This is a genomic window from Ktedonobacter sp. SOSP1-85 (genome assembly GCF_016587415.1).
In the GTDB taxonomy this organism is placed as follows: Bacteria; Chloroflexota; Ktedonobacteria; order Ktedonobacterales; family Ktedonobacteraceae; genus Ktedonobacter.
This window is the reverse complement of record NZ_BNJI01000001.1, coordinates 1,313,680-1,340,174: the sequence shown is the minus strand read 5'-3', so window position 1 is coordinate 1,340,174 and position 26,495 is coordinate 1,313,680. Positions and strand designations below refer to the sequence as shown.

Genomic DNA, 26,495 nt, shown 5'->3' with positions numbered 1-26,495 from the left:
AACGTAGAGGCAGGAGTGCATATGTCCAGCATTTTAGTCATCGAGGATGAGGAATTGATCACTAAGCTGCTACGAGAGAAGCTAGCGTTCAAAGGTTATCAAACTGCGATGCACCTCAATGGCGATGCTGCGCTACAGTTTGCTTTACGTGACATTCCCCATGTGATTGTCATTGATTTTTCGACCAGTGGTCTCGATGGATATGCTTTGCTGCGGAGGCTGCGCGCTCATCCCAAGAGTATGCACATTCCTCTTATCGTCGTCAGTTCTTCACAAGAAATAGATGACCGGGTGCGTGCCCTGGACATGGGAGCAGATGCCTACATCACTAAACCTGTCAACAATGATGAGCTTCTAGCCCATGTGCATAGACAACTCCGTCGTATCCAGCAATACTCTCTCTCCCCCTTGACCCTGCTTCCTGGTGGCTTGCAACTTGAATGGGCACTGGATAATAAGCTCAAGAGCGCAGAACCCTGGAGCATTCTCTATCTCGACCTCGATAACTTTAAGGCCTTTAACGATGTGTATGGCTTTCTGGCTGGCAATGACATGATCCTGCTCGTAAGCCATATCTGCCAGAGCGTCGTCTATGATTATGGGAACGCGGATGACTTTGTTGGCCATATCGGGGGCGATGATTTTATTATTTTAACGACCCCCGAGCGCGCTACCGTCCTCTATCAGCACATCCTCAATCGCTATAAACGCGAGAGCCTGCAACTGTATCGGCCAGACGATGTCGAGCGCGGCTCCATTAGTGGGGTAGACCGCAAAGGCCGCCCCTATCAATTCCCACTCGTCTCCCTCTCGATTGGGATTGTCAGTGATCAACGTCGTTATCTTCACGACGAGATAGGCTCCCTAACCGCGACGGCCAAACGGCGTGCAAAGCAGTCTTCCGGGAATGTCTGCCATATCGACAAAATGCCTGCACACGACTGCGCCTATCCCTTCTCACCCCCTCGGGCAAGCGTATAAGCCTGGTAACCAGGCCGATAGCATGCCTGAAGGAAGACGCTTTCGCGGAAAGTAAGTGATGTGAAGTAACTACTATCAGGTCTTGCCTTGGGTATGAAGCCTGTTCGTAGATAGGGATATCTGCTACAATCTGAGGGAGCCGCCGGCTCACAAACTCAAACATAGAGAGAGAATGGCTGTATGAATCAGGAACCCGAGACACTACCGAACGCCTCACCTCTGGAGGAACATAGTCAGCAGCAGCGCGAGAACGCCAAGCGTATCTTTCGTGTCAGTGGCTTGCCAGAAATGCTTCAATCAATCAACACGACCGAGTTGAAGGGGCGTGGCCACTTTGAAGAGTACGATACCATGGTGCTGTTCCGTTGGGGGACTGGCTACACGCGACGGCATATGTGGATTGAAGTTGTCGAGGAGAATATCCGTTTTCGCTTGCTCCCTCATCTTAAGCACAAGCACGAGGCCCCCATCTGTGATGGCGAGTATCACATCTTCACGCCACAGATGTGGCAGCAGCGCGATTTTCTCCAGGCGGAACTCAAAAAATATTATGACCGCCCGGTCCATGAGACGAGCGTCGATTAGGTAAAGGGCGAGCTAAAGAATTTCAAACGGTAGCGTGTGTAGCTTCCCTAGCGATTGAAGGATATTCCCCAGAGCCTGGGTATGAGGGTGTTGAAAGAAGGCCTCGCTTTCCTCCTGACTACTCCAGCTAAAGAGGCCAAAGAGCATGGTTTGTGGCTCATTGCTTGTGGATGTGGGCTGGGTGAATTGAGAGGGACCATCAGAAACGCCATAGGCCAGGAAGGCGAAGGTCAGCGGGGCCTGGAGCGTTAATTGATGTAGGTAGCGCAGGCATTCCTGGTTGGCGCGCTTGAGTTGCTGCGGTGGTAGGGAGAGCAGGTGAACTGTCGCGAAGCCCGGTTGTCTTGTAGCACGGCTATATCCCCAGAGATAGTGCATATACCATTGCTGAGGAGGCCCTGCAAGCAGATCGGCCATACTACTACGCAGGAGGAACTGTGGATTATGACGTTCGCCCGCGCTTTTCCAGCTGGTTTCATCGTCCCAGGTGGTCAGGAGCAGGTAATAGGGCTGCTTGCCTCGACCTTGATACAGGTTGGAGGAGATGACTCCTGGAGCATTGCGTGCCGTATCAAAGACCAGGCGTATGCGTGCTATGCTATCAATATCTTTCCCTGCCTGAAGCGAGGTCAGGGTAGCGACAAGTAATTCCATACAGTCAGCATCTATCTCTATCACTAACCCGATGTGTACGTTATTGGTGTGACGCCTCTGGAGTATAACCTAAGCTTTTCAGATTGGCAAGGATGGAGACCTGCTCTCCTATAGTTCCTCGCTGTTGGAGGTCTACCGATGCTTGATTCTGACGTGATGCGTAACTCTGTCGAATGGCGCCAGGCACTGCCACAAGATGCCGAGACCTGGGTGTCGGTTACCCGGCAGAGCGCGGACCAGCTGCACTTTGAAATGGAGGAGGCGCAAATCGAGCGATATCGCAGTGAGCCGCCGAAAAAGCAGGCTCAGCGCTATCTCCTCTGGCAGGGCGAGAGGCCCGTTGGTCGCTTACGCTTCTATGTGGCTGAAGACGAGGAGGAGAAGACCGCCGTTCTAGATGGTTTTGTCTTGCTCTTTGACGCGGGCGGGAGTGTTGCGGCTCAGGTGGTAGCTGAGGCGCAGGTGCGCGCGGCTGCCCTGGGCGTACGCTATATTAAGGCTACCTATCCCGCGGCTTATACCGCCTCCTTTGCCGCCGCCAATTTTCGTGAACTACGCCGGCGCACCGTGATGGTGGCCTCGACCCAGCTCACAATGCCCCTGTTTCCCTTGCCTGCCTCCTTGCGTGTCCGAGAAATTACCCAGGGTGATGTAGAGCAGCTAGGCATCTTGTTGCAGCGTGCGTACGCAGGTGGCCCCGACAATGTCCATGCCGATCCGGGAGAGTGGCGTGCTGAGGCGCGAGCCATACAAGAAGGCGCCTTTGGCCCATTTATGCCTGAATGTTGTTTTGTCGTTGAGCATAGCCTGGACCGTTTTCACCTGGCGGGCGCCGTTCTGGTGCATCTAGAGCGGGGTGTGCCCCGCATCCGGCATATGGTGGTGGCTCCCGCCTTTCGGCACATCGGTCTGGGGCAGTACCTGGGCGTGCGGTGTATTCGCCGCCTGCGCGAGCTGGACTATGCAACGGTGCTGCTCAATATTACCCTCAACATTCCAGCGGTCAACCTCTACCATCGCCTGGGGTTTATCGAGGCAGGTCCAACCTATATCGAAGCCGAACGCATCTTAACGCGCTAAAAGTCCCTGGATGAATGCTGATTCACGATGATCATCTCTTCGCAAAGCGAATTGTGGAACCGATTGCGCGCCTGACGTGACCCCTGTCAGGCGCTTTTGCCTCATGAGCGAGAGAAGGTGCGTAGGGCGTAGGTCACCTGCTGTTCGAGGGTCATGGCCTGGTCCTGAGGAATTTTCGCAATGGCTGCCTGGGCCTCCGCGCTTGAGAAGCCAAGCCCCATCAAGGCCTCCAGCACCTCGGCCTGAAGCTTGCCCGAAGGGACACCGCTGATCGTGCCCGCGGGGACGATAGATGGTAGCTTGCCCTTGAGTGCGAGTATGAGCTGCGCGGCGAGGCGTTTGCCAACGCCCTTGGCGAGCCCCAGGCGCTGCTGATCCTCATCGGCAATAGCTTTATAGAGCGCGGGCGCATCCATCACCGAGAGCAGCGAGAGGGCCACACGTGGGCCAACTCCGTTGACGGCGATGAGTTGCTCAAAAGCGTCGCGATCCATCTCGGTCGCGAAGCCGTAGAGCGCGATACTGTCCTCGCGCATATGAAAATGCGTATGTAGCTCTACCTCGGTGCCAGTTTCACCCAGGCCACTAATGGTGGTGGCTGGCGCGAAGACCTGGACGCCAAAACCACCCACACGTACCGTTACGTGGTCGGGGTGGCAGGTTTGCAATATTCCATGAATACTTGTAATCATCTTTTTACTATTCTGTTTCACGAGCTAGAAAGCGGTTACTAGCGCTGGTAGCTCGTGTAGCTCGCAAAGTTTCTGGCCAGGGGCAGGGTATTCAGATGGCAAATAGCGATGGCGGCGGCGTCAGCGGCGTCATCGGGCTTGGGAACTGCGGTCAGCTTGAGTAAAATGCGCACCATTTCGCCTACCTGGTCCTTGTTGGCATCCCCATAGCCAGTAACAGCCTGTTTGACTTGTTTGGGCTTATATTCAGCGACAGAGAGTCCACCATTCGCCAGAGCCAGCATGGCGACGCCGCGTGCATGTCCTACCGTCATGGCGGTCCGGGCATTTTTGGCGAAGAAGAGCTCTTCAATGGCGGCTTCCTGGGGCTTAAAGGTGGCAATAATGTTGCTGAGTTCGGCATAAATTGTCTGAAGGCGCTGTGCGAGCGGTGTTTTGGCCGGGGTAGTGATGACATCACAGGCCAGTAAGCTCAAGTTACTTCCCTGAGCCATCACTACCGCATACCCTACAATGGCAGTGCCCGGGTCGATACCCAGCGCGATGCGCGGACGAGTTGCTGATGCTTGATCGCGTACGGTATCCATGAGGCTGCTTCCCTTTTCTTTTTATGCGCCTACTGATACGAGGCCGCGAACTCCTCAGGGAAGTCAGCGTTAGTATGGACACCCTGGACATCGTCCAGGTCCTCAAGCTTATCAATCAGGCGCATTAACTGGTGAGCCTGTTTCTCGTCTGTGATCTCGGCCTTGGTCTTCGGCACCATCGAGGTCTCGGCCTTGACGATGGTGTAGCCCTTCTCCTCCAGCGCCTTTCGCATGCTCTCCAACTCAGAAGGATCGGTATAGATGGTGAGTGTCTCGCTATCGGCTGCGACCGGCTCCACATCATCGGCGCCCAGGTCGAGCGCTTCGAGCGAGAGTTCATCGGGGTCTTTGCCCGCCAGCTCAATCTCAATAATGCCTTTGAGCTCAAAGAGCCAGTCAACGCACCCATTTTCACCCATGTTGCCGGCGTTACGGTTAAAGGCGTTACGGACCTCGGCAACGGTGCGGTTGCGATTTTCGGTCATGGTCTGAACCAGGATGGCGGTGCCACCAGGACCATACCCTTCGTAGGTGATCTCTTCCAGACTGAATTCCTCGGCGCCACCCACCGCGCGTTTAATCGTGCGCTCAATATTGTCGAGTGGCATATTGGCGTCGCGAGCACGCTGAACTGCCATGCGTAGGCGGAAGTTTGCTGCTGTATCACCGCTTCCACCCTCACGTACGGCAACAACGATTTCGCGTCCCAGGCGGGTGAAGAGTTGACCACGGCGTGCATCATTGACGCCTTTTGAGCGGCGAATCTGCGCCCATTTAGAATGACCTGACATATCGTTGCTCCCTAATTTGATCTTATTGTACAAGTGACATTGTTGAAAATATGCCTCAAGCATATGGTCATGCTCGTGTTTTAAGTGCTGCTCGATTATTGTAACACGAACAGCCGTAGAGCGTCGAGGGGGTGAGATGAGCTAGTGTATCTCCCTTGGGAGACAGCGCGTAGCTAGGCATTACCTTCGATTTCTTGTAGCCACAATGAGAGCGCCTGGTAGATCGCCTCCGCTTGCTCACACATGACGTAGTGTCCTGCGTCGGGCAGAATCTGCAAAGATGCGTGCGTAAGTTGCTGCTGGAGATAACGACTATACTTAGGAGGCGTGAGCTGATCATCCTCGCCACAGAGCAGGCAGGTTGGCAGCGTGATCCCAGGGATGCGTTCCATGACATCAAAGCTATTGCAGGCGGCCAGGTCGCGGTAGAGCATCTGCATATCATTGGCGCCTTTCTGTTGTAACAGGCGAGGTAGCATGCTGGCGCTAGTGCTGGGTGACAGGGCCAGCGCCGTCAGTCGCTCTGCGGCCATGCCTGGCTGGTGTTGGGCCTCCTCTAACAAGGTAGGATGGACGCGTAGGCGCGCTCCACCGCCGATCAAGGCCAGCCCCGAGAGCATCTGTGGATACTCTAACGCAAGCGTGAGCGCGATGGCCCCACCCAGGGAGTGCCCAACGATAATCGCCGAGGAGAGATGCAGCTCATTGCTCAGGATATGGGCGACCTCCCTGGCGTAGTCGGCAACGCTCGCCGTCGCGGGCAGCGTATCTGTCCGCTTGCCATGCCCGGGGAGGTCGAGCGCGTAGGTGGGGTGTTGCCCCTGCTGCTGAAAATAGGGCAGTAGCGTATCCCATATCCGGGCATTATCGCCTGAGCCATGGATGAAAACCAGGGGCCTGGGTACTATCTGCATGTGGGTGAGTCCTCCTTGCCTTGAGGTCGCTCTTTCGGTGAGCGAGATATTCTTCGTTGATATCACTATCGTATCACAGGGCAAGTATATTGAGGTGAGGGGCTGGCGTCAGCCAGCCCCTCACCTCAATATACTCAGACACAACATTTCACCTGGTGCTTCGTACTAGCTTTGTAGAGCCATAAAGAGGATGGGAGGAGTTGTGCCAGAGAAAAAGAGTGTGCAGCGAAGTCTGGGTATACTTGGTGAGGATCTGGCCGTAGCCAGGTTACAGGAGTGTGGCTATCATATAGTGGCACGCAATTTTCGTTGTGTCTTTGGCGAGATTGATATTATCGCGGAAGAGGGAGAAGACCTCGTATTTGTGGAGGTTAAGGCGCGCCGGGGACGGAGCTACGGCTTGCCGGAAGAGGCTGTGCATAAGCGTAAGCAGCACAAGCTCATTCAGGTCGCGCAATACTACCTGACTCATCACGGGCTTACTGAGCGTTCATGGCGTATCGATGTCGTCGCGATTGATCTGAATGCCCAGGGGGCGACCAGAGAGATTCGGCTCTACCAGCACGCAGTAATAGAAGAGTAGTATTCTGGTAAAGCTCAATTGGAAAGGAAAAGAGGGGAGTGCAGAGAGGTTAACGCCTCTCTGCGTCCCTTAAAGCTCAATTGGAAAGGAAAAGAGGGGAGTGCAGAGGGGCGTCAGCCCCTCTGCGTCCCTTAAAGCTCAATTGGAAAGGAAAAGAGGGGAGTGCAGAGGGGCGTCAGCCCCTCTGCGTCCCTTTCCTATGCCGCCACAGGCGGCATGAATACCTTTCAATTGAACTTTAACAGAGCAGTTGGCGTGCAAAAATAGACAGATATCAAGAAAATACTATACAATGTAGCAGTTGTGCAGGCCAAAAGCACACCTGACACAGATTTTGGAGGCAGAGATGAGTGACTTTATTGAATCGGCAAAAAATTTCTTGAATACCGCTGTCAGTCGCACAAGTTGGGAAGCGCAGAAACAAATGCGTGTCCGTGGCAAGCAAGGCGAGATTGATAAACTGCTGGAGCAGCGCCAGCAGCTTTTGAATGACCTGACCGTTACAGCCATGAACTTGTATCAGCAGGGAGCTTTGACGGATTCCCAGCTCTCGCGTCTCTGCGCGAGCATTATCGAGCTTGATCATGATGTGAAGCGGCGCGAAGAGCAGTTAGATGAGGTAAAAAGAGAGATCTACCCGGCCGATCAGTATGCCCCGGGTCAGACCACCAACTACACTCCCCCCTCTCCAAACCAGGGGAATCCAAACACCAATCCACAGCCTGGCACGCCTCCCCCTGCTTCAAGTGTTGCGCCAAACTATCAGCCAGTGACCGGCAATACTCCGACAGCGCAGGGGCAAACGATCTGTCCCAATTGTAAGAGCGTCGTGCGTCCCAATGCGCTCTATTGCCGCGCCTGTGGGGCCAAACTACGCTAAGTGTGGCCCTTACTTGCCCATCGACTGCTGCATTGCGCCGTTAACGCGTGAGCAGTTGCTGACTGGTGAGGTCGCATAGTCGTCACGAAGGTATGCTATAATAAGTTCACCATTCTGCCCTATGCATGCGAGGAACGTATTTTCTGGCACGTAGCTGGCAATGGATAAATGAAATTTTCCACGAGATAGAAGAGCAGCGCCTCTATTCGTTGCTGGAGGCGTTGCGTTGTGGTGAAGGTTGTCTGGTTGTGACTGAACATTTGCCAAGAGAGACACTCGAACTTGTCAGCCGGAGCACGCAGCAGACGCAGCATATTGGTCGTACCCTGGGTACCTTATTGCGAGGTGGGGAGTTGCTCTTGTTTGAGGGGCAGTTAGGGGCCGGGAAAACGACCTTTACGCAGGGGCTGGCGAAGGGGCTGGGGATTACCACTACTATTAGTAGCCCCACATTTACGATTTTGAAAGAGTATCCGGGACAGCCACGTGCGCAGTCTGAGCGGATTGCTGGCTCGTGGTCTACGGTATCCTCGCAGAGAGGACCGGCCCTCTATCACTTTGATCTGTATCGGCTGGAAGACCCCGATGAGATACTTGACCTGGGCTTTGAAGATTATTTTTCAGGCTCGGGCGTTTGTGTTATTGAATGGGCTGAGAATGCCGATATCTCCTGGTTACCAGAGCGCCTTGCGATCCACCTATCGGTTATCAATGAAACGGAGCGTCGCCTGCGGTTCATCGCAACTGGAACAGTCTATTGCGAGCTATTGCGACATTTACAGAAACAAATTTATGCTTCTACTGGCTTTTGATACTTCTACACGACAATCTAGCATCGCCCTTTGTACAGAAGACGCGCTGCTTGGAGAATATACCTGGAACGCTGGCACTAATCACAGCGTGGAGCTACTGGAAAATCTGCAGCGCTTGCTTGCAGATTGTCAGTCCACGTTGGCACAGGTCGAAGCGCTGATCGTCGCAGCCGGACCGGGTTCTTTTAATGGTGTACGCGTTGCTGTCTCGACAGCGAAGGCGCTGGCTTTTTCTCTGCAAAAGCCCCTGTTGGCCATTCCCACCCTTGATAGTGTTGCCGCGCAGCAATCTGCCTGGCAAGGGCCTATCTGTGCCGTTCTAGAGGCTGGGCGCGGTGAATTGTATGCCGCGTGCTATCGCTCTCAGGAGGATCTTACGCCCGAGGGCGAGGTGCAGAGGCGCCTGGAGCGTGAGGGCGATTACCTCGTGTTGGAGCCTGCTGCCCTGGTAGCACACCTGCGCGCGAGCTTGCCAGGTGGGGCAGAGGCCGCCACAGAGACGCCACCATGGCTCTTCTGTGGCGAACTGAAACAGCCATCACGTGTCGCGCTTCAGGCGTTGCTGGGATCGCAGGGGCGTTTCGCCACAGCACATGAGTCAGCGCGCCGGGCCTCTACACTGGCTATGCTGGGGCTACAGCGTTTACGCATGGGTCAGAGCGACGATCCATTCACGCTTGAACCATTGTATTTGCGGCGTCCATCTATCACGAAGAGCACACGCAAACAACCGTTGCTCGCAGGCGTGACGCCACCGGAGAGTGAAGCCACACAAGCTGGCTGAACGAGAACAGAAAGGGAGAAGGGTGCGTTACGTCATTGACCGAATGACGATGGCAGACGTGCCGCGCGTCATTGAAATAGAGCGCCTGGCTTATCCATCGACCTGGCCACCAAGTGCCTATCGCAAAGAGCTTCAGGACAATCGTTGGGCGCATTATATTGTGTTGCGTGACAAACAATTACTAGATGGAGAGCCTACAACGACGGTTGTAGCCGCGGATCAGGAGAAACCACGCCGGAATCGCCTCTTCCCGCTCTCACTGTTGCCCAATCGCCCGGCGATATCTATGCCGGTGCCAGAGTTGGCGTCCATCCTGGGCTTCGCGGGTCTCTGGCTCATGGTTGATGAAGCACATGTGACAACCATCGCCATGCATCCCGATTTTCGCCGCCGGGGCCTGGGCGAACTGCTGCTGGTGAGCCTGATCGATATCGCCTACGAGATTGGTGCGAAGTGGGTGACCCTTGAGGTTCGTGTCTCAAATTATTCCGCGCAGAGCCTCTATCGTAAATATGGCTTCCGAGAAGCAGGCGTACGCCATCGCTATTACAGTGATAATCAAGAAGATGCACTTATCATGTGGACGGATGAGATTCATTCAGATGCCTATCGTCAGCAGTTCCTGGCCTTAAAAGCAGATTTGTATCATAAGTTAGAGGCGCAATAATATTCGTGTAGGTGTTTGTGGTAGCTCCTGGCAGCCGAAGGCCGCCAGGAGCTACCACAAACACCTACGCTGACGAGCACCGCAGGTGCGAGACGTCACGCCAACACATTGCACATCGGGTTACTTCATTTATTAGGACTGTATCTATGCTTGTACTGGGTATCGAAAGCTCCTGTGATGAGACAGGGGCTGCAATTGTTCAAGATGGGCGCTATCTGCTCTCAAATATCGTGGCCTCACAGATTGAGGTACATAATCGTTATGGGGGAGTCGTGCCGGAAGTTGCCTCGCGCCAGCAGCTCACGGCCATTATCCCCGTACTGGAGGCTGCGTTAGAGCAAGCACACTGTGGCTGGGATGATGTGGACGCGATTGCAGCTACCTATGGGCCGGGACTGGCAGGCTCGCTGCTGGTAGGCCTGACCGTAGGGAAATCACTGGCCCTGGCACGTACTAAACCCTTTGTGGGGGTGAACCACCTGGAGGCGCATATTTACGCGAACTGGTTGCGCCAGGGTGAGCAACCGCAGGCAGGCGTTGGGGCCATCAGCGAGGGCGATCCAGAGTTTCCCTTGATCTGCCTGGTGGTTTCTGGCGCTCACAGCGAACTCGTGCTGGTACGCGAACATGGACACTATGAATTGCTGGGCCAAACGCGTGACGATGCGGCGGGCGAGGCCTTTGACAAGGTCGCGCGTATTCTAGGCCTGGGGTATCCAGGAGGGCCAGCTATCCAGCAGGCGGCACAGCGGGTCGAAGAGGAACTGCGCCAACAGAAGAAATCACTGAAGCAGGCTCGTAAAGCCTATCTCTTGCCACGGGCCTGGCTGCGTGGTACCTATGACTTCAGCTTTAGTGGTTTGAAGACGGCCATGCTGCACTTGGCCGAGGGGGCAACCGGGGTCGCGCCTGAGCTACGCAGCACTGGCCAGGCCAAGCAGGGAAGCCGCTATGCTCGTATGGGCGAGCAGGCTGCGCAGGCGGGAGCGCCCGATGTGGCTCTGCTGGCCTCAAGCTTTCAAGAAGCCATTGTGGATGTACTGGCAGTCAAGACGCGCCAGGCCGCTCAAGAGTACAATGTTAAGCAAGTGGTGCTGGCGGGTGGAGTGGCCGCCAATGCGAGCCTTCGTGAGCGCCTACAACGCGAACTGACGCCGCTCCATGTGCGACTGAGCTACCCACCGATTGAGTTTTGTACAGACAACGCTGCGATGATCGCAAGCGCGGCCTTTTTCCACCTGAGCCGGGGAGAGCGGCATGGGCTTGATCTTGATGTGCAGCCGGGTCTTAGTTTGCCATTTGTTCAAAGGTGACGTGGAAAATGCCAAAACAAAAAACCTATGCTCTCGGTATTGACCTGGGAGGAACCAAAACGCTTGCCGCTGTCGTGGATGTGCACACGGGCGAGGTCCTGGCCTCCGCGCGTAAGCGTACACGTGCTGAGCGTGGCGCCGATTTTGTCAGCCAGCGGACCATTGAGCTGGCCACAGCAGCCATTCAGAGCGCAAACCTGGACGCGAGTGATAACCTGGTGGCGATTGGGGTGGGGGCCGCGGGCATGATTGACCGCCAGAATGGAGTGATCATCGATGCCCCTAATCTGGGCGTACGCAATATGCAGCTGGGACAAATTCTACAGAAACAATTCAACGTACCAGTCGCGGTCGGCAACGATGTCGAGGTGGCGGCGCGTGGTGAGTTCTTCTATGGCTCCGGTCGCGGTTACAGCAACTTTATCTGCGTCTTTGTTGGGACAGGTATTGGCTCGGGTATCGTGCAGGAGGGGCATCTCTACACAGGGAGCACCGGGACCGCTGGCGAGATTGGGCACATGGTGATTCAGGCTGGTGGACGCATCTGTGGTTGTGGTGCGCGTGGCTGTCTGGAGGCCTATGCCTCGCGTACAGCGATCACCCGCGCCATTATGGCCGAAATCCATCATGGTCGTCAATCGGTTCTGGCAGGCGATGCGCAGCGCCAACTGAAACAGGGCGAGACGATTATTCGCTCGGGTATCCTGGCCGACGCCATTCGCCAGAAGGATGAACTGACAATTGAGGTGGTGGAGGAAGCGGCGAACTACCTCGGTATTGCTCTGGGCAGTATTATGAACGTCTACAATCCCGAGAGCATTATTCTGGGTGGCGGCGTGATTGAAGCCATCGACCTGCTCTTCGATACGGCCGAGCATCGGGCGCGTACCGCGGCTCTGGCAACACCTGCGCGTCGTACACCTATCCATAAGGCCAAGCTTGGCGACTTCTCCGGCGTGGTGGGAGCGGCCTGCATGGGAGCTATGGCCGTGGGCATTCAATTAGATGGCGAGGCCCAGGATAACGGCAAGCAGAAAAAGTAGGCAGGCTGCTATGTAATGAATGTGGCGTCATCGCTCAAGGGCGGTGGCGCCGCCTATGGCCTCTAGGCCAGAAAGACTCTGGTGGCTGTTGTCATGGACGAAGAGACACCCCACATCGAAGTGCGCGCTGTGCAGGTCGATGACGCCCCGGACCTCTATAAATTAGAGCATGATTTTGAAACGGATCGTGTGTACACGCTGCATGTGCGCGATCACCTTCTCCCGCAGGCCGCGCCTGAAGAATTGAGCCGCCTGGCATTTGCCTTTGACTTACTGGAGACCCAGGTCGATCCTCCTATTTACAAAGATTTCTTCGCGAGACGAACGCTGGAAGATGTCGCGCAACAACTACAAGAGATTGAAGGCGGTTATGTCGCCATAGCGGAGGGTCATATCGCTGGCGCGATCCTGCTCAGTATTGATCCCGAACATGCCGTGATGCGTATTCAAGATGTAATCGTCGGGCGACAGTATCGGCGCTACGGCGTCGGTTCGCTGTTGCTGCGTTGCGCGGCGGATTGGGCACGAAAACGTGATTGCTGGGCAATGGTGCTGGAGACACAAAATATCGACTATCCCGCCATCCAGTTCTACCTGCACAATGGCCTGGAAATCTGGGGTATTCAGCAGCATTCCTATCCTCCTGGTTCCTCTGAGCACGAGATTGCGATCCTGATGGGCAAGCGTCTCGCCTCAAACCCTACATAGGAGATATTTGGTGAAGAAAACGTGATGCGTTCTGGCAGCCTGCGGCTGCCAGAACGCATCACGTTTTCTTCACCAAATTATTTAACCTACCGCGACCTCGGCCTGGTCGCTCTCTAGCTTGGGGAAGAGTGGCGCGGGTTTGGGTAGTGTCGCGTTAGCCGCCACGCCTTCCTGGCGCCATGCCTGCTTGCTTACATCGCCCGTAAAGCCCAGATATTCATGCAGCTTCTGGGAGGAGAAGGGCAGATAGGGGCAGAAGAGGATGCGTAGCGCGCTCAACACCTGGAGCATCACATAGATTGTGGTGCCAGCGGCTTCACGGTCCACTTTAATCTGCTTCCAGGGGGCCTGCTCGTCCAGGTAGCGGTTCGCGGCGCGGGCGACCACCATGGCGGCCTGGAGACCATCTTTGAGGTGGCACTGCTCGATGCTATGCGCCACCTGCTTATAGCCGCGCTCAACTTCGGCCAGGATGGCGCGGTCAGCCTCATTGAGTTCGCGTGGCTCAGGCACGACTCCGCCGAATTTGCTCTGCAAGAAGGTGAGTGTGCGATGGACAACGTTGCCATAGGTGGCAACCAGCTCGTCGTTGTTACGGCGCAGCATTTCATCGAAGGTGAAGTCGGTGTCGCGTCCCTCGGGCGCGGTCGCCGAGAGGTAGTAGCGCAAGGTATCCGCGCTGTAACGCTCAAGCACGTCACGCGTCCAGATGACGTTGCCGCGGCTGCTGGAGGCCTTGGCTCCACTCATGGTCATAAACTCATTAGCTGGCACATCGTAGGGAAGATTCCGATTGCCATAGCCGAGTAGCATGGCGGGCCAGATAATGGTGTGGAAGGGAATATTATCCTTGCCAATGAAGTAGTAGGCCTTGACGGCTGGATCGGTCTGGCCTGGTACCCACCAGGTCTTCCAGGCCTCGGGCTTGCCCTGTTTCTCGGCCCATTCCACGCTGGCGGAGAAGTAACCGATGACGGCATCGAACCAGACATAGATGCGCTTGTCTTCGTAGCCCTCAATGGGAATGGGGACGCCCCAATCCAGGTCGCGTGTGATGGCGCGTGCGCGCAGGCCCTCTTTGATCCAGTTGAGCGCGAAGGCCAGGGTATTGGGGCGCCAGTGCTCTTTGCCCTGGTTGAGCCATTCTGCAAGTGGCTCCTGGAGTTTGGGGAGATCCAGGAAGAAGTGCTCGGTCTGGCGCATTTCGAGCGTGCTGGTCTTGCTTCCGCAGAGGCGACAGCGTGGGCGAATCAGGTCCACTGGATCAAGCGTCTTGCCACAGTTGTCGCATTGGTCGCCACGCGCGGAATCATAGCCACAGTGGGGGCAGGTCCCTTCAATATAGCGGTCGGGAAGGAAACGCCGGTCTGTGGGGCAGTATGGCGATTGCATGGTATCTTTGAAGATGTAGCCTTTGTCATACAGGGTCAGGAAAAAGTCTTGCGTAATCCGGTAGTGGTTCTCTGTGCCGGTCTCGGTATAGAGATCCCAGGATATGCCCAGGCGTTCCCAGACCTCGCAAATTTGCTGATGATAGCGTGCGACAAACTCCCGGGGCGAAATGCCCTGGCGCTCGGCATCAACGAGAATGGGAGTGCCATGCTCATCGCTGCCCGATACCATCAATACCTGGTTGCCTGCCATGCGGTGATAGCGTGCGAACGTGTCCGCAGGAAGATAGGCGCCAACAACCTGGCCTACATGGGTTGATGTCTTGGCATAGGGCCAGGCGACGCAAACGAGAATATGTTCACTCATGAGTTCCTTAGAATCTCCCTTACATAGTGGTAAAAGTCGTGTGTGATGTTATGTTTGACCCCACGTGCAAGTTATTTCGGGTAGGAGGTGTGGTGCGTGCTGGTGGCCGCAGGCCACCAGCACGCACCACACCTCCTACCCGGGCGAGCGCCGTAGGCGCGAGAAGTTACGCAAAAAAGTTGCACATCAGGTGAGTAGTTGAAGGTCACATGCCGATGAAACGTGCGTAGAGAGAGCGTGCGACCTGTTCATCATCTGTCCCTTTGATAATGGACCGCGCGTCCGGAAAGATGGTGAGTTCATAGCCATCAATGACGCAGCGCAGCAGGAAATCGTTGTACTGCACCTCTCCTACTGAAGCGAGACGTTCCGCGAGCGCGGCAAAATCCAATCTTCCTCCACCCTTCCCAAAAGTACTACGTACCTGCACCGCGTTTCGCCCGCACAGGGTCGTGGTGACGGACCCGACTTCCGCGTCAAGAAATTCATAATGGTGTTCTCCACAGGCGGGGCAATCAGGTTGCCGTGGGAGCGCGATGCGCTCAGCCGTGTTTTCCCACAGGTCCATCCAGACCAGGTCACGACTGATTTTCTCACTCTGCAAAAGTATTTTGAGCGCCTCAGTTGAGGCGATTCCTGAGATTGTACCAACAATACCATTGAGCACGCCTGCCGTATCGCAGGTAGGCGTGGTACCGGGCAGGGGCATCTCGGGAAAAACACAGCGCAGACAGGGTGTCTCACCCGGGAGAATATTCATGGTGACGCCATACGATGCAATGACCCCGCTATAGATCCAGGGGCGCTGGTGCTTGATACAGGCATCGTTGAGCAGATACCGTGTCTCGAAGTTATCGGTGGCATCGATGACCAGGTCGCTCTGGCGTACCAGTTCCTCGATGCTCTCGGCCTGGATATCCTCGACTCGAGCCTCAATGGTAATCTCGCTATTCACTTTGTGCAGTTTCTCAACGGCGGCGATGGCCTTGGGCAGGCGCCTGGCGACATCCTCTTCGTCGAAGAGAATCTGGCGCTGCAGGTTATTGAGCTCGATGTAGTCTCGGTCGGCAATCGTCAGGTGCCCAATGCCGCTACGACACAGATTCGTTGCCAGAACAGTGCCCAGAGCACCACAGCCAATGATGGCGATTGTGGAGGCATGCAGTCGCTCCTGCCCCTCCTTGCCAATGGGTCCGAAGAGTGTCTGGCGTGAATAGCGTTCGAGCATTACAATGTTTCCCTTCGCTGTGCCTGCTGAAATTTCTTGTTTGCGAAAATAGTACGCATGTCCAGTGTATTCTAACATACATAGGCACATCTGGCATACTGGCTCTCTCCGGAGCTTCAAGGACTCATCCCAGTAGTCTGCATCAGAGGTATGTTGTTTCAAGTTGCTCCTACTGAATATATGATGTACCATACTAATATAGCAGTGTCGTTGCCCATTCGGAAGGACGCATGTAGTAGCCAGCGAGGCGTGCGCGAATCAGAAGAATCCAAGTTGGCAGTAGAAGAGAACTGTGTTACAATGCAAAAGAGTAATAACTCTGCGAAACCTGTAACCAGTACGGTTGTGTTTTGTGATGGGGAACCTTTTATGAATAGCGGGAATGCTATAAAAAAAGTATTGGTTATCGATGACAATCCGACCATTGTGGAACTCATCAAGTATGCGGTAAACTTGCAGGGCGTCTATCAGGTTGCGGTTGCCTATGATGGCGTGCAAGGGCTGGAGCAGGTCTATGCCGAGCATCCAGATTGCGTGATTATAGATGTGAAGATGCCCCGTATGGGTGGCTATCAACTCGTGCGCTGCCTGCGTGGTGATGCTCGCACGGCTGATATTCCGCTGATTATTTTAAGCGCGATGACGCGTGAAGAAGATCAGATGACGGGTTTACTTTCAGGGGCCGATGAATACCTGACCAAACCGTTTAAGCCAACCGCCTTAAATGAGGCTATTGAGCGGGTCCTGCGCCTGACACCTCAGGAGCGCCAGAATCGTACTGATCACCTCGTGCGCACGCAGACTGATTGCGAATAGATCGTTCCTGTGCTGCTCGCGCGCGTATCGAAAAGGCGGCACTAAATAGTACCTCTCTCTTACTCTCATCTTGAGTAAACAAATTTGTAGCTTGGTCCCCGGCGGCCATACCCTGGCCACGGCGTAATACAAAGCATGTAGGTTACAGGTATTGCGTAGGTTAAGTATTTTGCTCGTCGACAGTGAAGTGCTTGCATACGAGAAACTACAACGCGTGGTTGGCGACCAGTTCACTGTTCAATCTGTAGCCTCTCTACGAGAGGCCAAACAGGCGCTTGAAGAAGCTCCTCCCGATATCCTGGTGCTAGAAGTTCACCTGAGATCGGAAGATGGGCTAGAACTCTGTCGCTATGTGCGCGCCAGGTCCTCCCTCTCGTATCTTCCCATCTTGCTTCTCTCTTCTTTTTCAACGCTCCAGGACAAGGTCGCTGGCTTTGACGCGGGCGCGGATGACTATGTCGTCAAGCCATTTGATGGGCAACACCTGCTGGCCCGTATCCGTCTCCTCTTACGTATCAAGCGCCTCGAGCGCCGTACCCACGTTTGAGCCTTGCGGGGCTTTTTTTGTTCTTGTTGATCTCTCCCCTGTCATAAGCTATGCTCAGCGCCTGCGACACTTCGCGGGGAGTTATATGTGCTGGTGATATAGAGGTTTGTGTGAAACACAACAGGAGAGGGGCTCTCAATTTGAGAACCCCTCTCCTGTTGTGTTTCTGTCTCTGTGTGCTCGAGTTGAAAGGGAACGAGCAGGCAGTAGCTAGCCAGGGAAGTGGCAGGCCGCAAAGTGATTGGGCTGCTTCTCCTCCAACTGGGGGATCTGCTCGCGGCAGATGGCCTGGGCTTTCCAGCAGCGGGGGTGGAAGTTACAGCCGCTGGGTGGATTGACCGGGCTGGGTACGTCACCCTCAAGGATGATACGCTTGCGGCGTGACTCAATGGTCGGATCAGGCACAGGGACCGCTGAGAGAAGCGCCTGGGTATAGGGGTGAAGTGGCGTTTCATAGAGCGTCTCGCTCTTGGCCAGTTCTACTACGCGCCCCAGGTACATCACGGCCACGCGGTCGCTGATATGCTTCACGACCGAGAGGTTGTGGGCGACGAAGAGATAGGTCAGACCAAACTGTCCCTGCAGCTCCTGCAACAGGTTCAAGACCTGCGCCTGAATCGAGACGTCAAGTGCCGAGACCGGCTCGTCGGCAACGATAAAGGATGGACGCAGTGCCAGGGCGCGGGCGATACCGATACGCTGACGCTGACCACCGCTAAACTCGTGCGCGAAGCGGTTGACGTAGGAGGGATTGATGCCCACCGTCTTGAGCAGGCTGGCGACCTCATCCTGGACCTGCTTGGCGTTGCCGCGATTGAAGTTCTCCAGAGGCTCAGACACGATCTGGCCAATGGTGAAGCGCGGGTCCAGCGAGGCATAGGGGTCCTGGAAGACCATCTGCATCTGGGCACGCCTGCGTCGAACCTCAGCCGCTGGGAGCGTCGTGAGTTCGGCGCCATCGATTTTGACGCTACCAGCGGTCGGTTTGATGAGCTGAAGGATCGCGCGACCCGTTGTACTCTTCCCGCAGCCGCTCTCTCCTACCAGGCCGAGCGTCTCACCACGGCGGATGTGCAGGTCGACACCATCTACGGCTTTGACCGAACCAACCTGGCGACCAAGGAGACCGCCCTTGATGGGGAAGTGAACCTTCAAGCCTTTTACATCGACGAGAGTGGTTCCAGTCTGCTTTGGAGTTTCTACTTGCTGTTGTACCATCGTCTTTTCTTCCCCTTAGTTTGGATAGAAACAGGCTGCTGCTTGTTCGCCGCGTCCGACTGGCTGCAATACCGGAAGTTCCTTCAAACAGCGGCTCTGCGCCCGAGGGCAGCGTGGAGCATATGGACACCCGACGGGCGGGTTCGCGAGGTCAGGTGGCTGACCGGCGATAGGTGTGAGTCGGGAGCCACGCCCCTCGTCGAGGCGGGGAATCGATCTGAGTAGGCCGATGGTATAGGGATGGGCAGGGCTTTCAAAGATCTGCTTGACCGGGGCTGACTCTACGACATGGCCCGCGTACATTACGTTCACATATTGGCAGGTGCCCGCGACCACACCCAGGTCATGGGTAATAAGCATGACGGCTGTGCCAAACTCCTGCGAGAGGCCCTTCATCAGTTCCAGCACCTGGGCCTGAATGGTCACGTCAAGAGCGGTTGTTGGCTCGTCCGCGATGAGCAACTGGGGATTACAGGCGAGGGCGATAGCGATCATGACGCGTTGGCGCATGCCACCACTAAACTCGTGGGGATAGTTCTTCGCGCGGCGCTTCGCGTCAGGAATACGCACCAGGTCAAGCATCTCAACCGAGCGTTTCCAGGCCTGGTCATTGGTGACATCTTTTCTATGGCGTTTGACCGTCTCAGCGATCTGGTAACCCACGGTGAAAACCGGGTTGAGAGAGGTCATGGGGTCCTGGAAGATCATGGAGATTTTGCTGCCGCGCAGGTCGGTCAACTCGCCCATGTTTTTGTCCAGAATATTTTCGCCATTAAAGTTGATCTCGCCACCCACGATCTTGCCAGGAGGGTTGGCGACCAGGCGCATGATAGAGAGCGCGGTGACACTCTTACCACAGCCGCTCTCGCCCACGACGCCGAGTGTCTGGCCTGGTTTGATAGAGAAGGACACATCGTCTACGGCCTTCACCACTCCACTGCGCGTAAAAAAGTAGGTTTTGAGGTTTTTTACATCCAACAAATTGGCTGTCATCGTTATGTTACTCCGCTAACTAGTCTTTAGATCGTGGATCGAAGGCGTCACGCAGGCCATCACCCAGGAACGAGAAGCTCAAGACGATAATCGTAAGCACAATTGAGGGCAACAGGACTTCCCAAGGATGCGTATCGACCAGGTTAGAGGCATCATTAATCATCAGACCAATGCTGGAGCCAGGAGGTTGTACACCCAGGCCCAGGTAGCTCAGACCGGCCTCGTTGATGATGATTGAACCCAGGTCGAGGGTGACCTGCACAATAACGATGCTAAACAGGTTGGGAACGATGTGCCGGACGATGATGTTCCAGTCAGTGGTACCCATGGTGCGGGCGGCTTCCACAAACTGCTGTTCGCGCAACTGGAGGGTCAGGCCACGAACCTGGCGCGCCATGAAGGGCCAGCCAACCAGGGCCAGGGCCATCGAGACCAGCACGAGGCGTGCATTGCCGTTTGCGCCCACCAGGGGAATATGGCTGAAGGTTGCATCTGCCGAAGAGCCGAAAATGCCGGCGAGCAGGATAGTGAAGAGCAGGCCCGGGAAGGCGAACATAATATCGGTAAAGCGGGCCAATAGCTGGTCAATCCACCCGCCATAGAAGCCAGCGAGGATACCTACGGTCAGGCCAAGCACGACCGTAATGATCTCAACGACGACAGCGACAGTGATGGAGATCAACATACCTGCCATCAGGCGTGCGAAGAGGTCGCGGCCCACACTATCGGTACCGAGCAAGTATTGCGGACCTGGATTCTCATCCTGGCGATCCAATTCCTGGTGGAAGGGATCATGGTACTGCTGGGGGCTGATATTGCCATAGGTGGTGCTGTTATAGGTACCACCAACATGTTGGTAGATAACTGGACCAATAATGGGCAAGATGATAAAGAAGATGAGGAACGCCAGGCTGATCATGGCGCGCTTGTCACGGCGCAGGCGGCGCATGGAATCCTGGAAAGGCGTCGGCGACTTTTTGGGTTGCCGAATGTCGGGCTGGATTCCATCCTTGCCCGTTGTTTCGACCGCGTACTCGCTCTCCATTGGCATGGCTGTGTCAGGCGCTATCATACCAGGGGAGGCATTGTTTTTGTCTCTTGTTTCCATATTCTAGTGTCTCCTGTCTCCTACTCGGCTTTGATGCGGGGATCAACCAACGTATAGAAAATATCCGACAAAAGGTTGCCGGACACAACACAGGTCGCGAATAGGACGGTAGTAGCTTGAATGACCGGATAATCACGGTCCGTCACCGCCTGCAAACCGGCAGAGCCGATTCCAGGAATGTTGAAGATTTGCTCAATGAAGAAGGCACCCGCCACAATCGTACCAATTGCCAGGCCAAGCACGGTCATGATTGGGATCAGTGTGTTGCGGAAGGCATGGCGGTACACAACCGCGCCCTCATGCAGGCCCTTGGCACGCGCAGTACGAACATAGTCCTGGCGTAGAACCTCTAGCATGGTGGTGCGAGTCAGGCGGGCATAGAAAGCAAAGCCAAGAGCCGCGAAGATGATCACAGGCACGATTTTGTATTGGATATCACTCCAACTGTAGCTCCACACTGTTCCCCAGTTGGCCACGGGCCAGGGGTAGCCCGTTACCTTGTCGAGCCAGACAATGAGAACCTGTGCGAAGATGGCAAGAATAAAGGCTGGAAGGGCCCAGAAAATCAGCGACGTTCCCATGATCAGGGTGTCAAGCCAGGTATTGGCTTTGAGAGCCGCGACAATTCCTGTTGGAATACCCAGGAGCAACGTCAGCGTTAAGGCCCATATTCCCAGTTCGGTTGAGGCGGGGATTCCCTGGAGGATGATCTCCGAGACAGGGCGTCCTTGTGTATGGAATGAGTAGCCAAAATCGAGATGGAACAGACCACTGAGGAAGTTCCAATACTGCTGATACCAGGGTAGATCAAGGCCGTACTGATGCTTTAGCTGGGCATACAGCACAGGATCTTGGTGCTGGCCTAAAAGTGCTCTGATGGGATCGCCTGGAGCCAAATAGCCGAAAATGAATGTGATGAAAGTTACGGCGAGAATCACAAAGACGAGCCCTATTAGCCGCTTTACGAGGAATTGAACCATGTTGTACCCCTTACTCCCTACTCGAGGTTTGGTGTGCTAGGTTGACCACGATGGTCTTATGCGCAAATACTAGATTTCTTGCTCATCGTACGATATCTATGAAACGGCACCTCTCCATAGACAATCTCCGATTATAACTACCCATGCATGATCGTGGATAGATGCTGTCTATTGTAAGTTAGCCTGATGCGTATGTCAAGCGAGCCGTTTGAGATATGAGTGTAAGAAATGAGTAAGAGTGTAACCAGGGTGAGTGCGCTCGTACTGTAGTTGTAGCCCTCCTGCTCTATATGCAGTGCGTGCTACATTCCAGTGAAGCGGGATACATCACTCTTTTTCTAGTCGATTTGCCTCAACTGCTCATTCGTTCCGCATTCGGTCCCAGATCCCGCGTCTTACCTCTGTCGCTTTTGTAGCGGTAACAAGGGCTTTTGGCGTATTGATAAAGTGCTTTATCATATTCTGAATGCAATTTATCAGGGTCCTGGTACTGTTCTTATTGTAAAAGACGCGTTAAAATGATCAGTTTCTATTGGTTTGAGTCGAGAGAAAAACTACTGCCTACGGATAAGCTTCTCTTCTTGTGCTTTCACTTTACACTACGCCGGAAGATGTCGAATTCTCTCACAGAAGAAGACCATACAAGAGACAATCGGCAGAAAGACTTACAAGAACAGAACGCATAAGGCGGTCTACCAGCGTCTGTTCTTGAGCTATTATATGTTATTGTATGCCATGGAAACGCCGTTTCCATGGGGAGAGAAGGTCATAATGAACGTTCGGATGGCCCTTATAGCGCCTCCCTTCCTATAGGACGTTTGTCTTATGTTGCAGGCACGGATGCTGGCTGAGAAATCCTCGTCATTTCAGTCGTTATCCCATATCATTATTCCATTAAGAGGGAGACAGGCCAGTGGGTAGTATCTACCCACTGGCCTGTTTAAAGTGCTGCTTACTGTGTAGAGAAGACTACTTGTAAGTGTTGGTGTTGCCACAAGGAGAATCGCCGGTCTTGTAAATCTTAGACCAGTCCGCTGGCGGAACCAGACCCTGAGCGTTATCGATAATACCCTTGACGCAGGGTTTGAGGACATAGGAGCTCTGGCGCTGCAACCTGGGAATCCAGGCGGCATCGTCTACGAGCTGCTGCTCAATCTGGTTGTACTGCGAGATGCGCTCAGAGCTGTTCTGGTTGGCATCCGCGGTCGTCATCAGATCCTGGATCTGCTGCTCGGCGGTAGCGTTCTTCGACTGGTTCTGGCCAAAGTTGGTCTCGTTGTAGGAGGAACCCTTACCAAAGAGGAGGGTGGTCCAGTCCTGAGGATCGGGATAGTCCGCAATCCAGGCAATGGCCCACATCTGAATACCCTTGGCATTGCCAGTGGCTGCAGAGGTATCGTCCAGGAGTTTATTGAAGTCCTCGTCGTTAATGGTGACGCTGACGCCCAGAGTATCCTTCCACTGCTGCTGCACAAACTGGAATTCGTTCTTGGCTGTTTGCGAACCACCAGTGGCGACGGTCAGGGTAACCTGTGGGAAGTTCGCCGTGGTATAGTGCTCTTCCTGCATGCCTTGCTGGAAGAGCTGCTTGGCGAGATCCTTGTCGCCCTTGGTGCTGGTCACACCACCAGGTCCCTTCAAATTAGGATTGTAACCGGGCATGCCCTGGGGAACAATATGGTTAGTCGGCAGGCGCGACCCCTTATAGATGTTCTGCGAAATGGTGTCTTTGTCGATGGCAAGGGCAAAGGCCTGGCGAATCTTGATGTTGTTAAAGGGCTTCACCAGGAAGTTCAAGGCGTAGTAGTCGATAGCCAACTCAGGCGCCTGGCGGAACTGCTTATTAGGCAGCGCACGTGCCTGGTCCAGGTTCGCGGTAGGAACACCAGCGGTATCGACCTGGTTGGATTGGTAGGCTTTATAGGTTGTCTGAGGATCTTTGTAGAAGGGGAAGACGACCTTTTTCAGCTGTGGCTTGGGACCCCAATAGTTTTTATTGGGTGTGAAGCTGACCTGCTGACCACTGACGTGCTTATCCAGGATGAAGGGACCCGAGCAGCCACCCTCACCGAGGTGCTTCAGGAAATCGGTATCGCCATACTTCTCGACGAAGCTCTTCTCCACCACATAGGAGGTGGAGTAGGTCAGGGCATCGAGGAAGTACTGGGCTTTCTGCGTGGTCACGATCTTGACGGTTGAGGGATCAGGGGCGAAGAGGCTGTCATTAATCAGAGTTGGAACTTTCCCCGCGAAGCGCTTGTCCGAGTCCTTGACCAGGGCCAGGTAGGCGGGAGCGACGGTGGATTTGAGTTCGGGCTTGAGGGCGCGGTCGATGCTGAAGATCACGTCGTCGGCGGTGATGGGGTTGCCATCACTAAACTTCAGCCCCTGGCGCAGGGTGAAGGTCCAGGTCAGGCCATCGCTGGAGGTATTCCAGGTCTGCGCTAGTTCGCCGTATACCTTGAGGTTGTCGTCGAGCTGGACCAATCCCACGAACATCATATCCAATGCCGAGATAGATGCTGAGTCTGTAGAGAGGGCAGGGTCGAGTGTGGCGACGTCGGAGAGTCCGCTGTCGGGGGAGACATAGATCTGCTTGTCATCGGAGAGCTTATTGCTCGTCGCGGTGCTGTTGCCAGAGCTGCCGCCACAGGCGACGATCAGCATAGCTAGTAGCACCAGGATCGCTGGTAAAAATTTACCAGCATGTTTCTTGCCAGGTTGCATGTAAATACTCCTTGTCCTAAGGATAGTACATACGAGCATTTCTATGAGCTGAGAACAACTTCTTCGAAATGCTTTTTATATAGGTAATGCCTACTTGCTCCTGAAAGGGGTAAGAGAGCATATTACCTGCCTGGTGACGGGTATTCTGTTGTGATGACTGCTTTGGCACCCGAGTTGCTGGATAAAGAGAACCCTCTTCTTTTGTTGGCTGTGAGCTATGTTTGCACGCAAGTCAGATATTTTTTACTGTAAATAGAAGTACGCGAGAAGCAATCGACTTATCTCCCTCTACTCGCTTTATCTTTAAAGAAAGATGCATTCTTTCAGTCGTTTGCTTTTGGATGTGGCTCTTGTATTCACAAACATAACTCTTGTGTGTAATTACGTAAGCATAGTGGTTAAATCTCTCACGAATTTACCACAATTTTGAGCCTTTTCCTTGGCATCTCTATTTCGATAACTATCGGTATGGGGAAACCTGATTTAGAGGCATAAGTGCTTGTAGGGGCAGAGCTTGCTCGGCCTCCGAGCGCAGCTACCTTCCGGCATTTGGGATAGGCTTGCGGGCCGGACGAATCCATGCTGACATGGACTCTACAACACCCGTGAAGCGATCGTAGGGTGGGTGATAAATAGTTATGTCAGTACCCTACGGCGAAAGCCGAGGGCTTGGAGTTGTGTCTGAACTCCACCGCAACTCAGCATACCTTTTCAGGCGTGCTGCTTTGGCTTCAACGTCCGACACATCAGGGCGTACTGACAAGAGGCCCGTTCCTATCCAGTCTTGCCGAATAAGAAGCGTTCGCATCGCAATGTTTCTTGCGCCAACCAGATCGGCATGGAGCGTGTACTGACAATTCTGACAGACAAAGAGCAAGCCCTTGTGAGGGCGATTCTCTTTGCAGGTGTGCCCACATTTGGGGCAAGACTGCGAGGTATAGTTGGCATCCACCTTGATTGCCATACTTTGATGCAAGAGCGCTTTATAGGCGATCATCGCGTGCAACTCACCAAAAGCCCATTTGGAGAAGGTACGATTGGCTTTTCGCTGTTTGGCACTGGCTTGTTTGCCTTTCCGTCGTGTGGTCCGCTCTCGAATGTCTGTCAGATGCTCCAGTCCAATCAAGCTTTGAGGATATTGCTTCACAATCCGTTTACTCACGACATGATTGGCGTTGGCTTTCAACCGTCTCTCTCGTCCACTGATGGCGACGAGCCTTCTCGCCGCGGAACGAGTGCCTTTTTTTTGCAGACGCTTTCTCAGTCGTGCGTAGTGGTGAGACCTGGTAATAGGAGAGATGTCAGCATGGAAGGTGCAATCGCCTTGCATTGTCGCCGTGACGGCAAGGTATCGCATCCCCACATCCACGCCAACGACCTGCTTGTGCGTTTCGGGGGTAGGATCAGCCGTCTCCACTTCCAGGGAGACGAGGAGGTAAAACTGCTTCTTGGGCTTGTCATACCAGAGTTTCGATGCACCTATCTGCGTCCCACGCTGGATCAATGCCACGTGCTTGTCATAGCCAGTATAGGGAACCTTGACCCGTCCCTCAAGAGTGAGGAGACTCACGTGCTGCTCTTTCTTGAACGTGTAGTCCTTCTTATACTGGTAGGTCAACGTGGGGGAGAGAAACGTAGGAGCCTTATCAAGCCCTTTGTACCGCTTTTTGGTCGTCTTTGCCTTACGATGGGCAGCATTGTTCTTCACCTTTGTCCAGAGAGCTTTATAAGTGGCTCCAACTTGGCGAGGAACAGAACAGGCCATTTGTGAGGGAAGGTGAAAACGGAGGCGAATCTCATCATACGTGCCATCTTGCAGACGAACAGCATTACTCATCTTGCCATTCTCAAAGGCATATGTACTGGCATAGTTGAGAGCATCACGATATGCCAGTTGTGTCTCACGTAATGCCTTGAATTGCTCGGGTGTTGTATTCAATTTGAGTTTCGCTGTTAACACCGTTTTCATGCTTTAGAGCATATCATAGTTTTCATCTACCTGTCAATAGAAAAGGAGCAGATGAAAAAGCTGTCTACGGTGTCTCT

At 54.3% G+C, this 26,495-nt stretch carries 26 protein-coding genes; 13 read left to right on the top strand and 13 right to left on the bottom strand.

Translation table 11 applies throughout. The annotated features are described in order from the left end of the window. Positions 1-21 precede the first annotated feature (21 nt). Positions 22-981: a response regulator gene (locus KTE_RS05850; protein ID WP_201379470.1), complete on the top strand. Its 960-nt coding sequence runs from the start codon at positions 22-24 to the stop codon at positions 979-981. A gap of 180 nt (positions 982-1,161) precedes the next feature. Beyond that, entirely contained in the window at positions 1,162-1,566 is a 405-nt protein-coding gene (locus KTE_RS05845) for a hypothetical protein (RefSeq protein ID WP_201379468.1), read from the top strand. Between the two features lie 12 nt (positions 1,567-1,578). Here KTE_RS05845 and KTE_RS05840 read toward each other — a convergent pair whose 3' ends face one another. Continuing rightward, positions 1,579-2,220, bottom strand: coding sequence for a hypothetical protein (locus tag KTE_RS05840; protein ID WP_201379466.1), 642 nt, complete (start codon positions 2,218-2,220; stop codon positions 1,579-1,581). A 138-nt stretch (positions 2,221-2,358) separates the two neighbouring features. On the opposite strand from KTE_RS05840, the gene KTE_RS05835 reads away from it, so the two are divergent. Further along, complete coding sequence (locus KTE_RS05835; RefSeq protein ID WP_201379464.1) at positions 2,359-3,300, top strand: GNAT family N-acetyltransferase; 942 nt, start codon at positions 2,359-2,361, stop codon at positions 3,298-3,300. A gap of 101 nt (positions 3,301-3,401) precedes the next feature. Here KTE_RS05835 and ruvA read toward each other — a convergent pair whose 3' ends face one another. The 4 genes from ruvA to KTE_RS05815 form a co-directional block, all read right to left on the bottom strand. Continuing rightward, positions 3,402-3,992 (bottom strand): Holliday junction branch migration protein RuvA, encoded by a 591-nt coding sequence (ruvA, locus tag KTE_RS05830; RefSeq protein WP_201379463.1) that lies wholly within the window; start codon positions 3,990-3,992, stop codon positions 3,402-3,404. 38 nt (positions 3,993-4,030) lie between these two features. Beyond that, entirely contained in the window at positions 4,031-4,579 is a 549-nt protein-coding gene (gene ruvC / locus KTE_RS05825) for a crossover junction endodeoxyribonuclease RuvC (protein WP_201371569.1), read from the bottom strand. Positions 4,580-4,608: 29 nt separating this feature from the next. Then, on the bottom strand, positions 4,609-5,370 hold the full coding sequence (locus KTE_RS05820) for a YebC/PmpR family DNA-binding transcriptional regulator (RefSeq protein ID WP_201379462.1): 762 nt from the start codon (positions 5,368-5,370) through the stop codon (positions 4,609-4,611). 173 nt (positions 5,371-5,543) lie between these two features. Continuing rightward, positions 5,544-6,284 (bottom strand): alpha/beta fold hydrolase, encoded by a 741-nt coding sequence (locus KTE_RS05815; RefSeq protein ID WP_201379461.1) that lies wholly within the window; start codon positions 6,282-6,284, stop codon positions 5,544-5,546. A gap of 202 nt (positions 6,285-6,486) precedes the next feature. Between KTE_RS05815 and KTE_RS05810 the strand changes: the two genes are divergently transcribed. The 8 genes from KTE_RS05810 to KTE_RS05775 all read left to right on the top strand — a co-directional run bounded on the left by KTE_RS05810 (position 6,487) and on the right by KTE_RS05775 (position 13,074). After that, positions 6,487-6,867, top strand: coding sequence for a YraN family protein (locus KTE_RS05810; protein ID WP_201379460.1), 381 nt, complete (start codon positions 6,487-6,489; stop codon positions 6,865-6,867). Between the two features lie 346 nt (positions 6,868-7,213). Further along, a complete protein-coding gene (locus KTE_RS05805) occupies positions 7,214-7,747 on the top strand; it encodes a zinc ribbon domain-containing protein (RefSeq protein ID WP_201379459.1) in 534 nt (177 codons plus the stop codon). A gap of 248 nt (positions 7,748-7,995) precedes the next feature. Beyond that, entirely contained in the window at positions 7,996-8,559 is a 564-nt protein-coding gene (locus tag KTE_RS05800; RefSeq protein ID WP_201379456.1) for a tRNA (adenosine(37)-N6)-threonylcarbamoyltransferase complex ATPase subunit type 1 TsaE, read from the top strand. Further along, positions 8,540-9,343: a tRNA (adenosine(37)-N6)-threonylcarbamoyltransferase complex dimerization subunit type 1 TsaB gene (gene tsaB / locus KTE_RS05795; RefSeq protein ID WP_201379446.1), complete on the top strand. Its 804-nt coding sequence runs from the start codon at positions 8,540-8,542 to the stop codon at positions 9,341-9,343. Before KTE_RS05800 ends, tsaB begins: the two co-directional genes overlap by 20 nt. 22 nt (positions 9,344-9,365) lie before the next feature. Continuing rightward, entirely contained in the window at positions 9,366-10,010 is a 645-nt protein-coding gene (gene rimI / locus KTE_RS05790; RefSeq protein ID WP_201379444.1) for a ribosomal protein S18-alanine N-acetyltransferase, read from the top strand. A 146-nt stretch (positions 10,011-10,156) separates the two neighbouring features. After that, positions 10,157-11,323, top strand: coding sequence for a tRNA (adenosine(37)-N6)-threonylcarbamoyltransferase complex transferase subunit TsaD (tsaD, locus tag KTE_RS05785; RefSeq protein WP_201379442.1), 1,167 nt, complete (start codon positions 10,157-10,159; stop codon positions 11,321-11,323). An 8-nt stretch (positions 11,324-11,331) separates the two neighbouring features. Continuing rightward, positions 11,332-12,366 carry an ROK family protein gene (locus KTE_RS05780; protein ID WP_201379440.1) on the top strand — a complete coding sequence of 345 codons (1,035 nt, stop codon included), beginning with the start codon at positions 11,332-11,334 and terminating at the stop codon, positions 12,364-12,366. Positions 12,367-12,459: 93 nt separating this feature from the next. Beyond that, a complete protein-coding gene (locus KTE_RS05775) occupies positions 12,460-13,074 on the top strand; it encodes a GNAT family N-acetyltransferase (RefSeq protein WP_201379437.1) in 615 nt (204 codons plus the stop codon). A gap of 81 nt (positions 13,075-13,155) precedes the next feature. Here KTE_RS05775 and metG read toward each other — a convergent pair whose 3' ends face one another. Further along, the gene (gene metG / locus KTE_RS05770; protein ID WP_201379436.1) at positions 13,156-14,832 is read right to left on the bottom strand and encodes a methionine--tRNA ligase; all 1,677 of its coding nucleotides are present in this window, start codon (positions 14,830-14,832) and stop codon (positions 13,156-13,158) included. Between the two features lie 205 nt (positions 14,833-15,037). Beyond that, complete coding sequence (locus KTE_RS05765) at positions 15,038-16,060, bottom strand: ThiF family adenylyltransferase (protein ID WP_236600293.1); 1,023 nt, start codon at positions 16,058-16,060, stop codon at positions 15,038-15,040. Between the two features lie 369 nt (positions 16,061-16,429). Here KTE_RS05765 and KTE_RS05760 point away from each other — a divergent pair, with 369 nt between their 5' ends. Both KTE_RS05760 and KTE_RS05755 read left to right on the top strand, forming a co-directional pair. Then, the gene (locus KTE_RS05760; protein WP_201371582.1) at positions 16,430-16,876 is read left to right on the top strand and encodes a response regulator transcription factor; all 447 of its coding nucleotides are present in this window, start codon (positions 16,430-16,432) and stop codon (positions 16,874-16,876) included. Positions 16,877-17,045: 169 nt separating this feature from the next. Next, positions 17,046-17,423, top strand: a complete 378-nt coding sequence (locus tag KTE_RS05755; RefSeq protein ID WP_201371583.1) for a response regulator transcription factor — start codon at positions 17,046-17,048, stop codon at positions 17,421-17,423. A 210-nt stretch (positions 17,424-17,633) separates the two neighbouring features. Here the strand turns inward: KTE_RS05755 and KTE_RS05750 are convergent, their stop codons facing one another. From KTE_RS05750 to KTE_RS05725, 6 genes are all read right to left on the bottom strand, one after another. Beyond that, entirely contained in the window at positions 17,634-18,641 is a 1,008-nt protein-coding gene (locus KTE_RS05750; RefSeq protein ID WP_201379435.1) for an ABC transporter ATP-binding protein, read from the bottom strand. Positions 18,642-18,656: 15 nt separating this feature from the next. Further along, the gene (locus tag KTE_RS05745) at positions 18,657-19,634 is read right to left on the bottom strand and encodes an ABC transporter ATP-binding protein (protein WP_201379433.1); all 978 of its coding nucleotides are present in this window, start codon (positions 19,632-19,634) and stop codon (positions 18,657-18,659) included. Positions 19,635-19,653: 19 nt separating this feature from the next. After that, the gene (locus tag KTE_RS05740) at positions 19,654-20,742 is read right to left on the bottom strand and encodes an ABC transporter permease (RefSeq protein WP_201379431.1); all 1,089 of its coding nucleotides are present in this window, start codon (positions 20,740-20,742) and stop codon (positions 19,654-19,656) included. A 20-nt stretch (positions 20,743-20,762) separates the two neighbouring features. After that, positions 20,763-21,722, bottom strand: a complete 960-nt coding sequence (locus KTE_RS05735; RefSeq protein WP_201379428.1) for an ABC transporter permease — start codon at positions 21,720-21,722, stop codon at positions 20,763-20,765. Between the two features lie 969 nt (positions 21,723-22,691). After that, on the bottom strand, positions 22,692-24,449 hold the full coding sequence (locus tag KTE_RS05730; protein ID WP_201379426.1) for an ABC transporter substrate-binding protein: 1,758 nt from the start codon (positions 24,447-24,449) through the stop codon (positions 22,692-22,694). Between the two features lie 649 nt (positions 24,450-25,098). Beyond that, positions 25,099-26,418 (bottom strand): RNA-guided endonuclease TnpB family protein, encoded by a 1,320-nt coding sequence (locus KTE_RS05725; protein ID WP_201379424.1) that lies wholly within the window; start codon positions 26,416-26,418, stop codon positions 25,099-25,101. Positions 26,419-26,495: the final 77 nt, after the last annotated feature.

What these genes read in the sequence shown, in the direction of transcription:
- KTE_RS05820 (WP_201379462.1), bottom strand. Translation starts at nt 5,370, where the DNA reads ATGTCAGGTCATTCTAAATGGGCGCAGATTCGCCGCTCAAAAGGCGTC.
- KTE_RS05775 (WP_201379437.1), top strand. Translation starts at nt 12,460, where the DNA reads ATGGACGAAGAGACACCCCACATCGAAGTGCGCGCTGTGCAGGTCGAT.
- tsaD (WP_201379442.1), top strand. Translation starts at nt 10,157, where the DNA reads ATGCTTGTACTGGGTATCGAAAGCTCCTGTGATGAGACAGGGGCTGCA.
- KTE_RS05850 (WP_201379470.1), top strand. Translation starts at nt 22, where the DNA reads ATGTCCAGCATTTTAGTCATCGAGGATGAGGAATTGATCACTAAGCTG.
- KTE_RS05780 (WP_201379440.1), top strand. Translation starts at nt 11,332, where the DNA reads ATGCCAAAACAAAAAACCTATGCTCTCGGTATTGACCTGGGAGGAACC.
- KTE_RS05815 (WP_201379461.1), bottom strand. Translation starts at nt 6,284, where the DNA reads ATGCAGATAGTACCCAGGCCCCTGGTTTTCATCCATGGCTCAGGCGAT.
- KTE_RS05735 (WP_201379428.1), bottom strand. Translation starts at nt 21,722, where the DNA reads ATGGTTCAATTCCTCGTAAAGCGGCTAATAGGGCTCGTCTTTGTGATT.
- KTE_RS05805 (WP_201379459.1), top strand. Translation starts at nt 7,214, where the DNA reads ATGAGTGACTTTATTGAATCGGCAAAAAATTTCTTGAATACCGCTGTC.
- KTE_RS05765 (WP_236600293.1), bottom strand. Translation starts at nt 16,060, where the DNA reads ATGCTCGAACGCTATTCACGCCAGACACTCTTCGGACCCATTGGCAAG.
- KTE_RS05835 (WP_201379464.1), top strand. Translation starts at nt 2,359, where the DNA reads ATGCTTGATTCTGACGTGATGCGTAACTCTGTCGAATGGCGCCAGGCA.
- KTE_RS05730 (WP_201379426.1), bottom strand. Translation starts at nt 24,449, where the DNA reads ATGCAACCTGGCAAGAAACATGCTGGTAAATTTTTACCAGCGATCCTG.
- ruvA (WP_201379463.1), bottom strand. Translation starts at nt 3,992, where the DNA reads ATGATTACAAGTATTCATGGAATATTGCAAACCTGCCACCCCGACCAC.
- KTE_RS05740 (WP_201379431.1), bottom strand. Translation starts at nt 20,742, where the DNA reads ATGGAAACAAGAGACAAAAACAATGCCTCCCCTGGTATGATAGCGCCT.
- metG (WP_201379436.1), bottom strand. Translation starts at nt 14,832, where the DNA reads ATGAGTGAACATATTCTCGTTTGCGTCGCCTGGCCCTATGCCAAGACA.
- KTE_RS05725 (WP_201379424.1), bottom strand. Translation starts at nt 26,418, where the DNA reads ATGAAAACGGTGTTAACAGCGAAACTCAAATTGAATACAACACCCGAG.
- KTE_RS05750 (WP_201379435.1), bottom strand. Translation starts at nt 18,641, where the DNA reads ATGGTACAACAGCAAGTAGAAACTCCAAAGCAGACTGGAACCACTCTC.
- ruvC (WP_201371569.1), bottom strand. Translation starts at nt 4,579, where the DNA reads ATGGATACCGTACGCGATCAAGCATCAGCAACTCGTCCGCGCATCGCG.
- KTE_RS05745 (WP_201379433.1), bottom strand. Translation starts at nt 19,634, where the DNA reads ATGACAGCCAATTTGTTGGATGTAAAAAACCTCAAAACCTACTTTTTT.
- KTE_RS05840 (WP_201379466.1), bottom strand. Translation starts at nt 2,220, where the DNA reads ATGGAATTACTTGTCGCTACCCTGACCTCGCTTCAGGCAGGGAAAGAT.
- tsaB (WP_201379446.1), top strand. Translation starts at nt 8,540, where the DNA reads ATGCTTCTACTGGCTTTTGATACTTCTACACGACAATCTAGCATCGCC.
- KTE_RS05760 (WP_201371582.1), top strand. Translation starts at nt 16,430, where the DNA reads ATGAATAGCGGGAATGCTATAAAAAAAGTATTGGTTATCGATGACAAT.
- KTE_RS05845 (WP_201379468.1), top strand. Translation starts at nt 1,162, where the DNA reads ATGAATCAGGAACCCGAGACACTACCGAACGCCTCACCTCTGGAGGAA.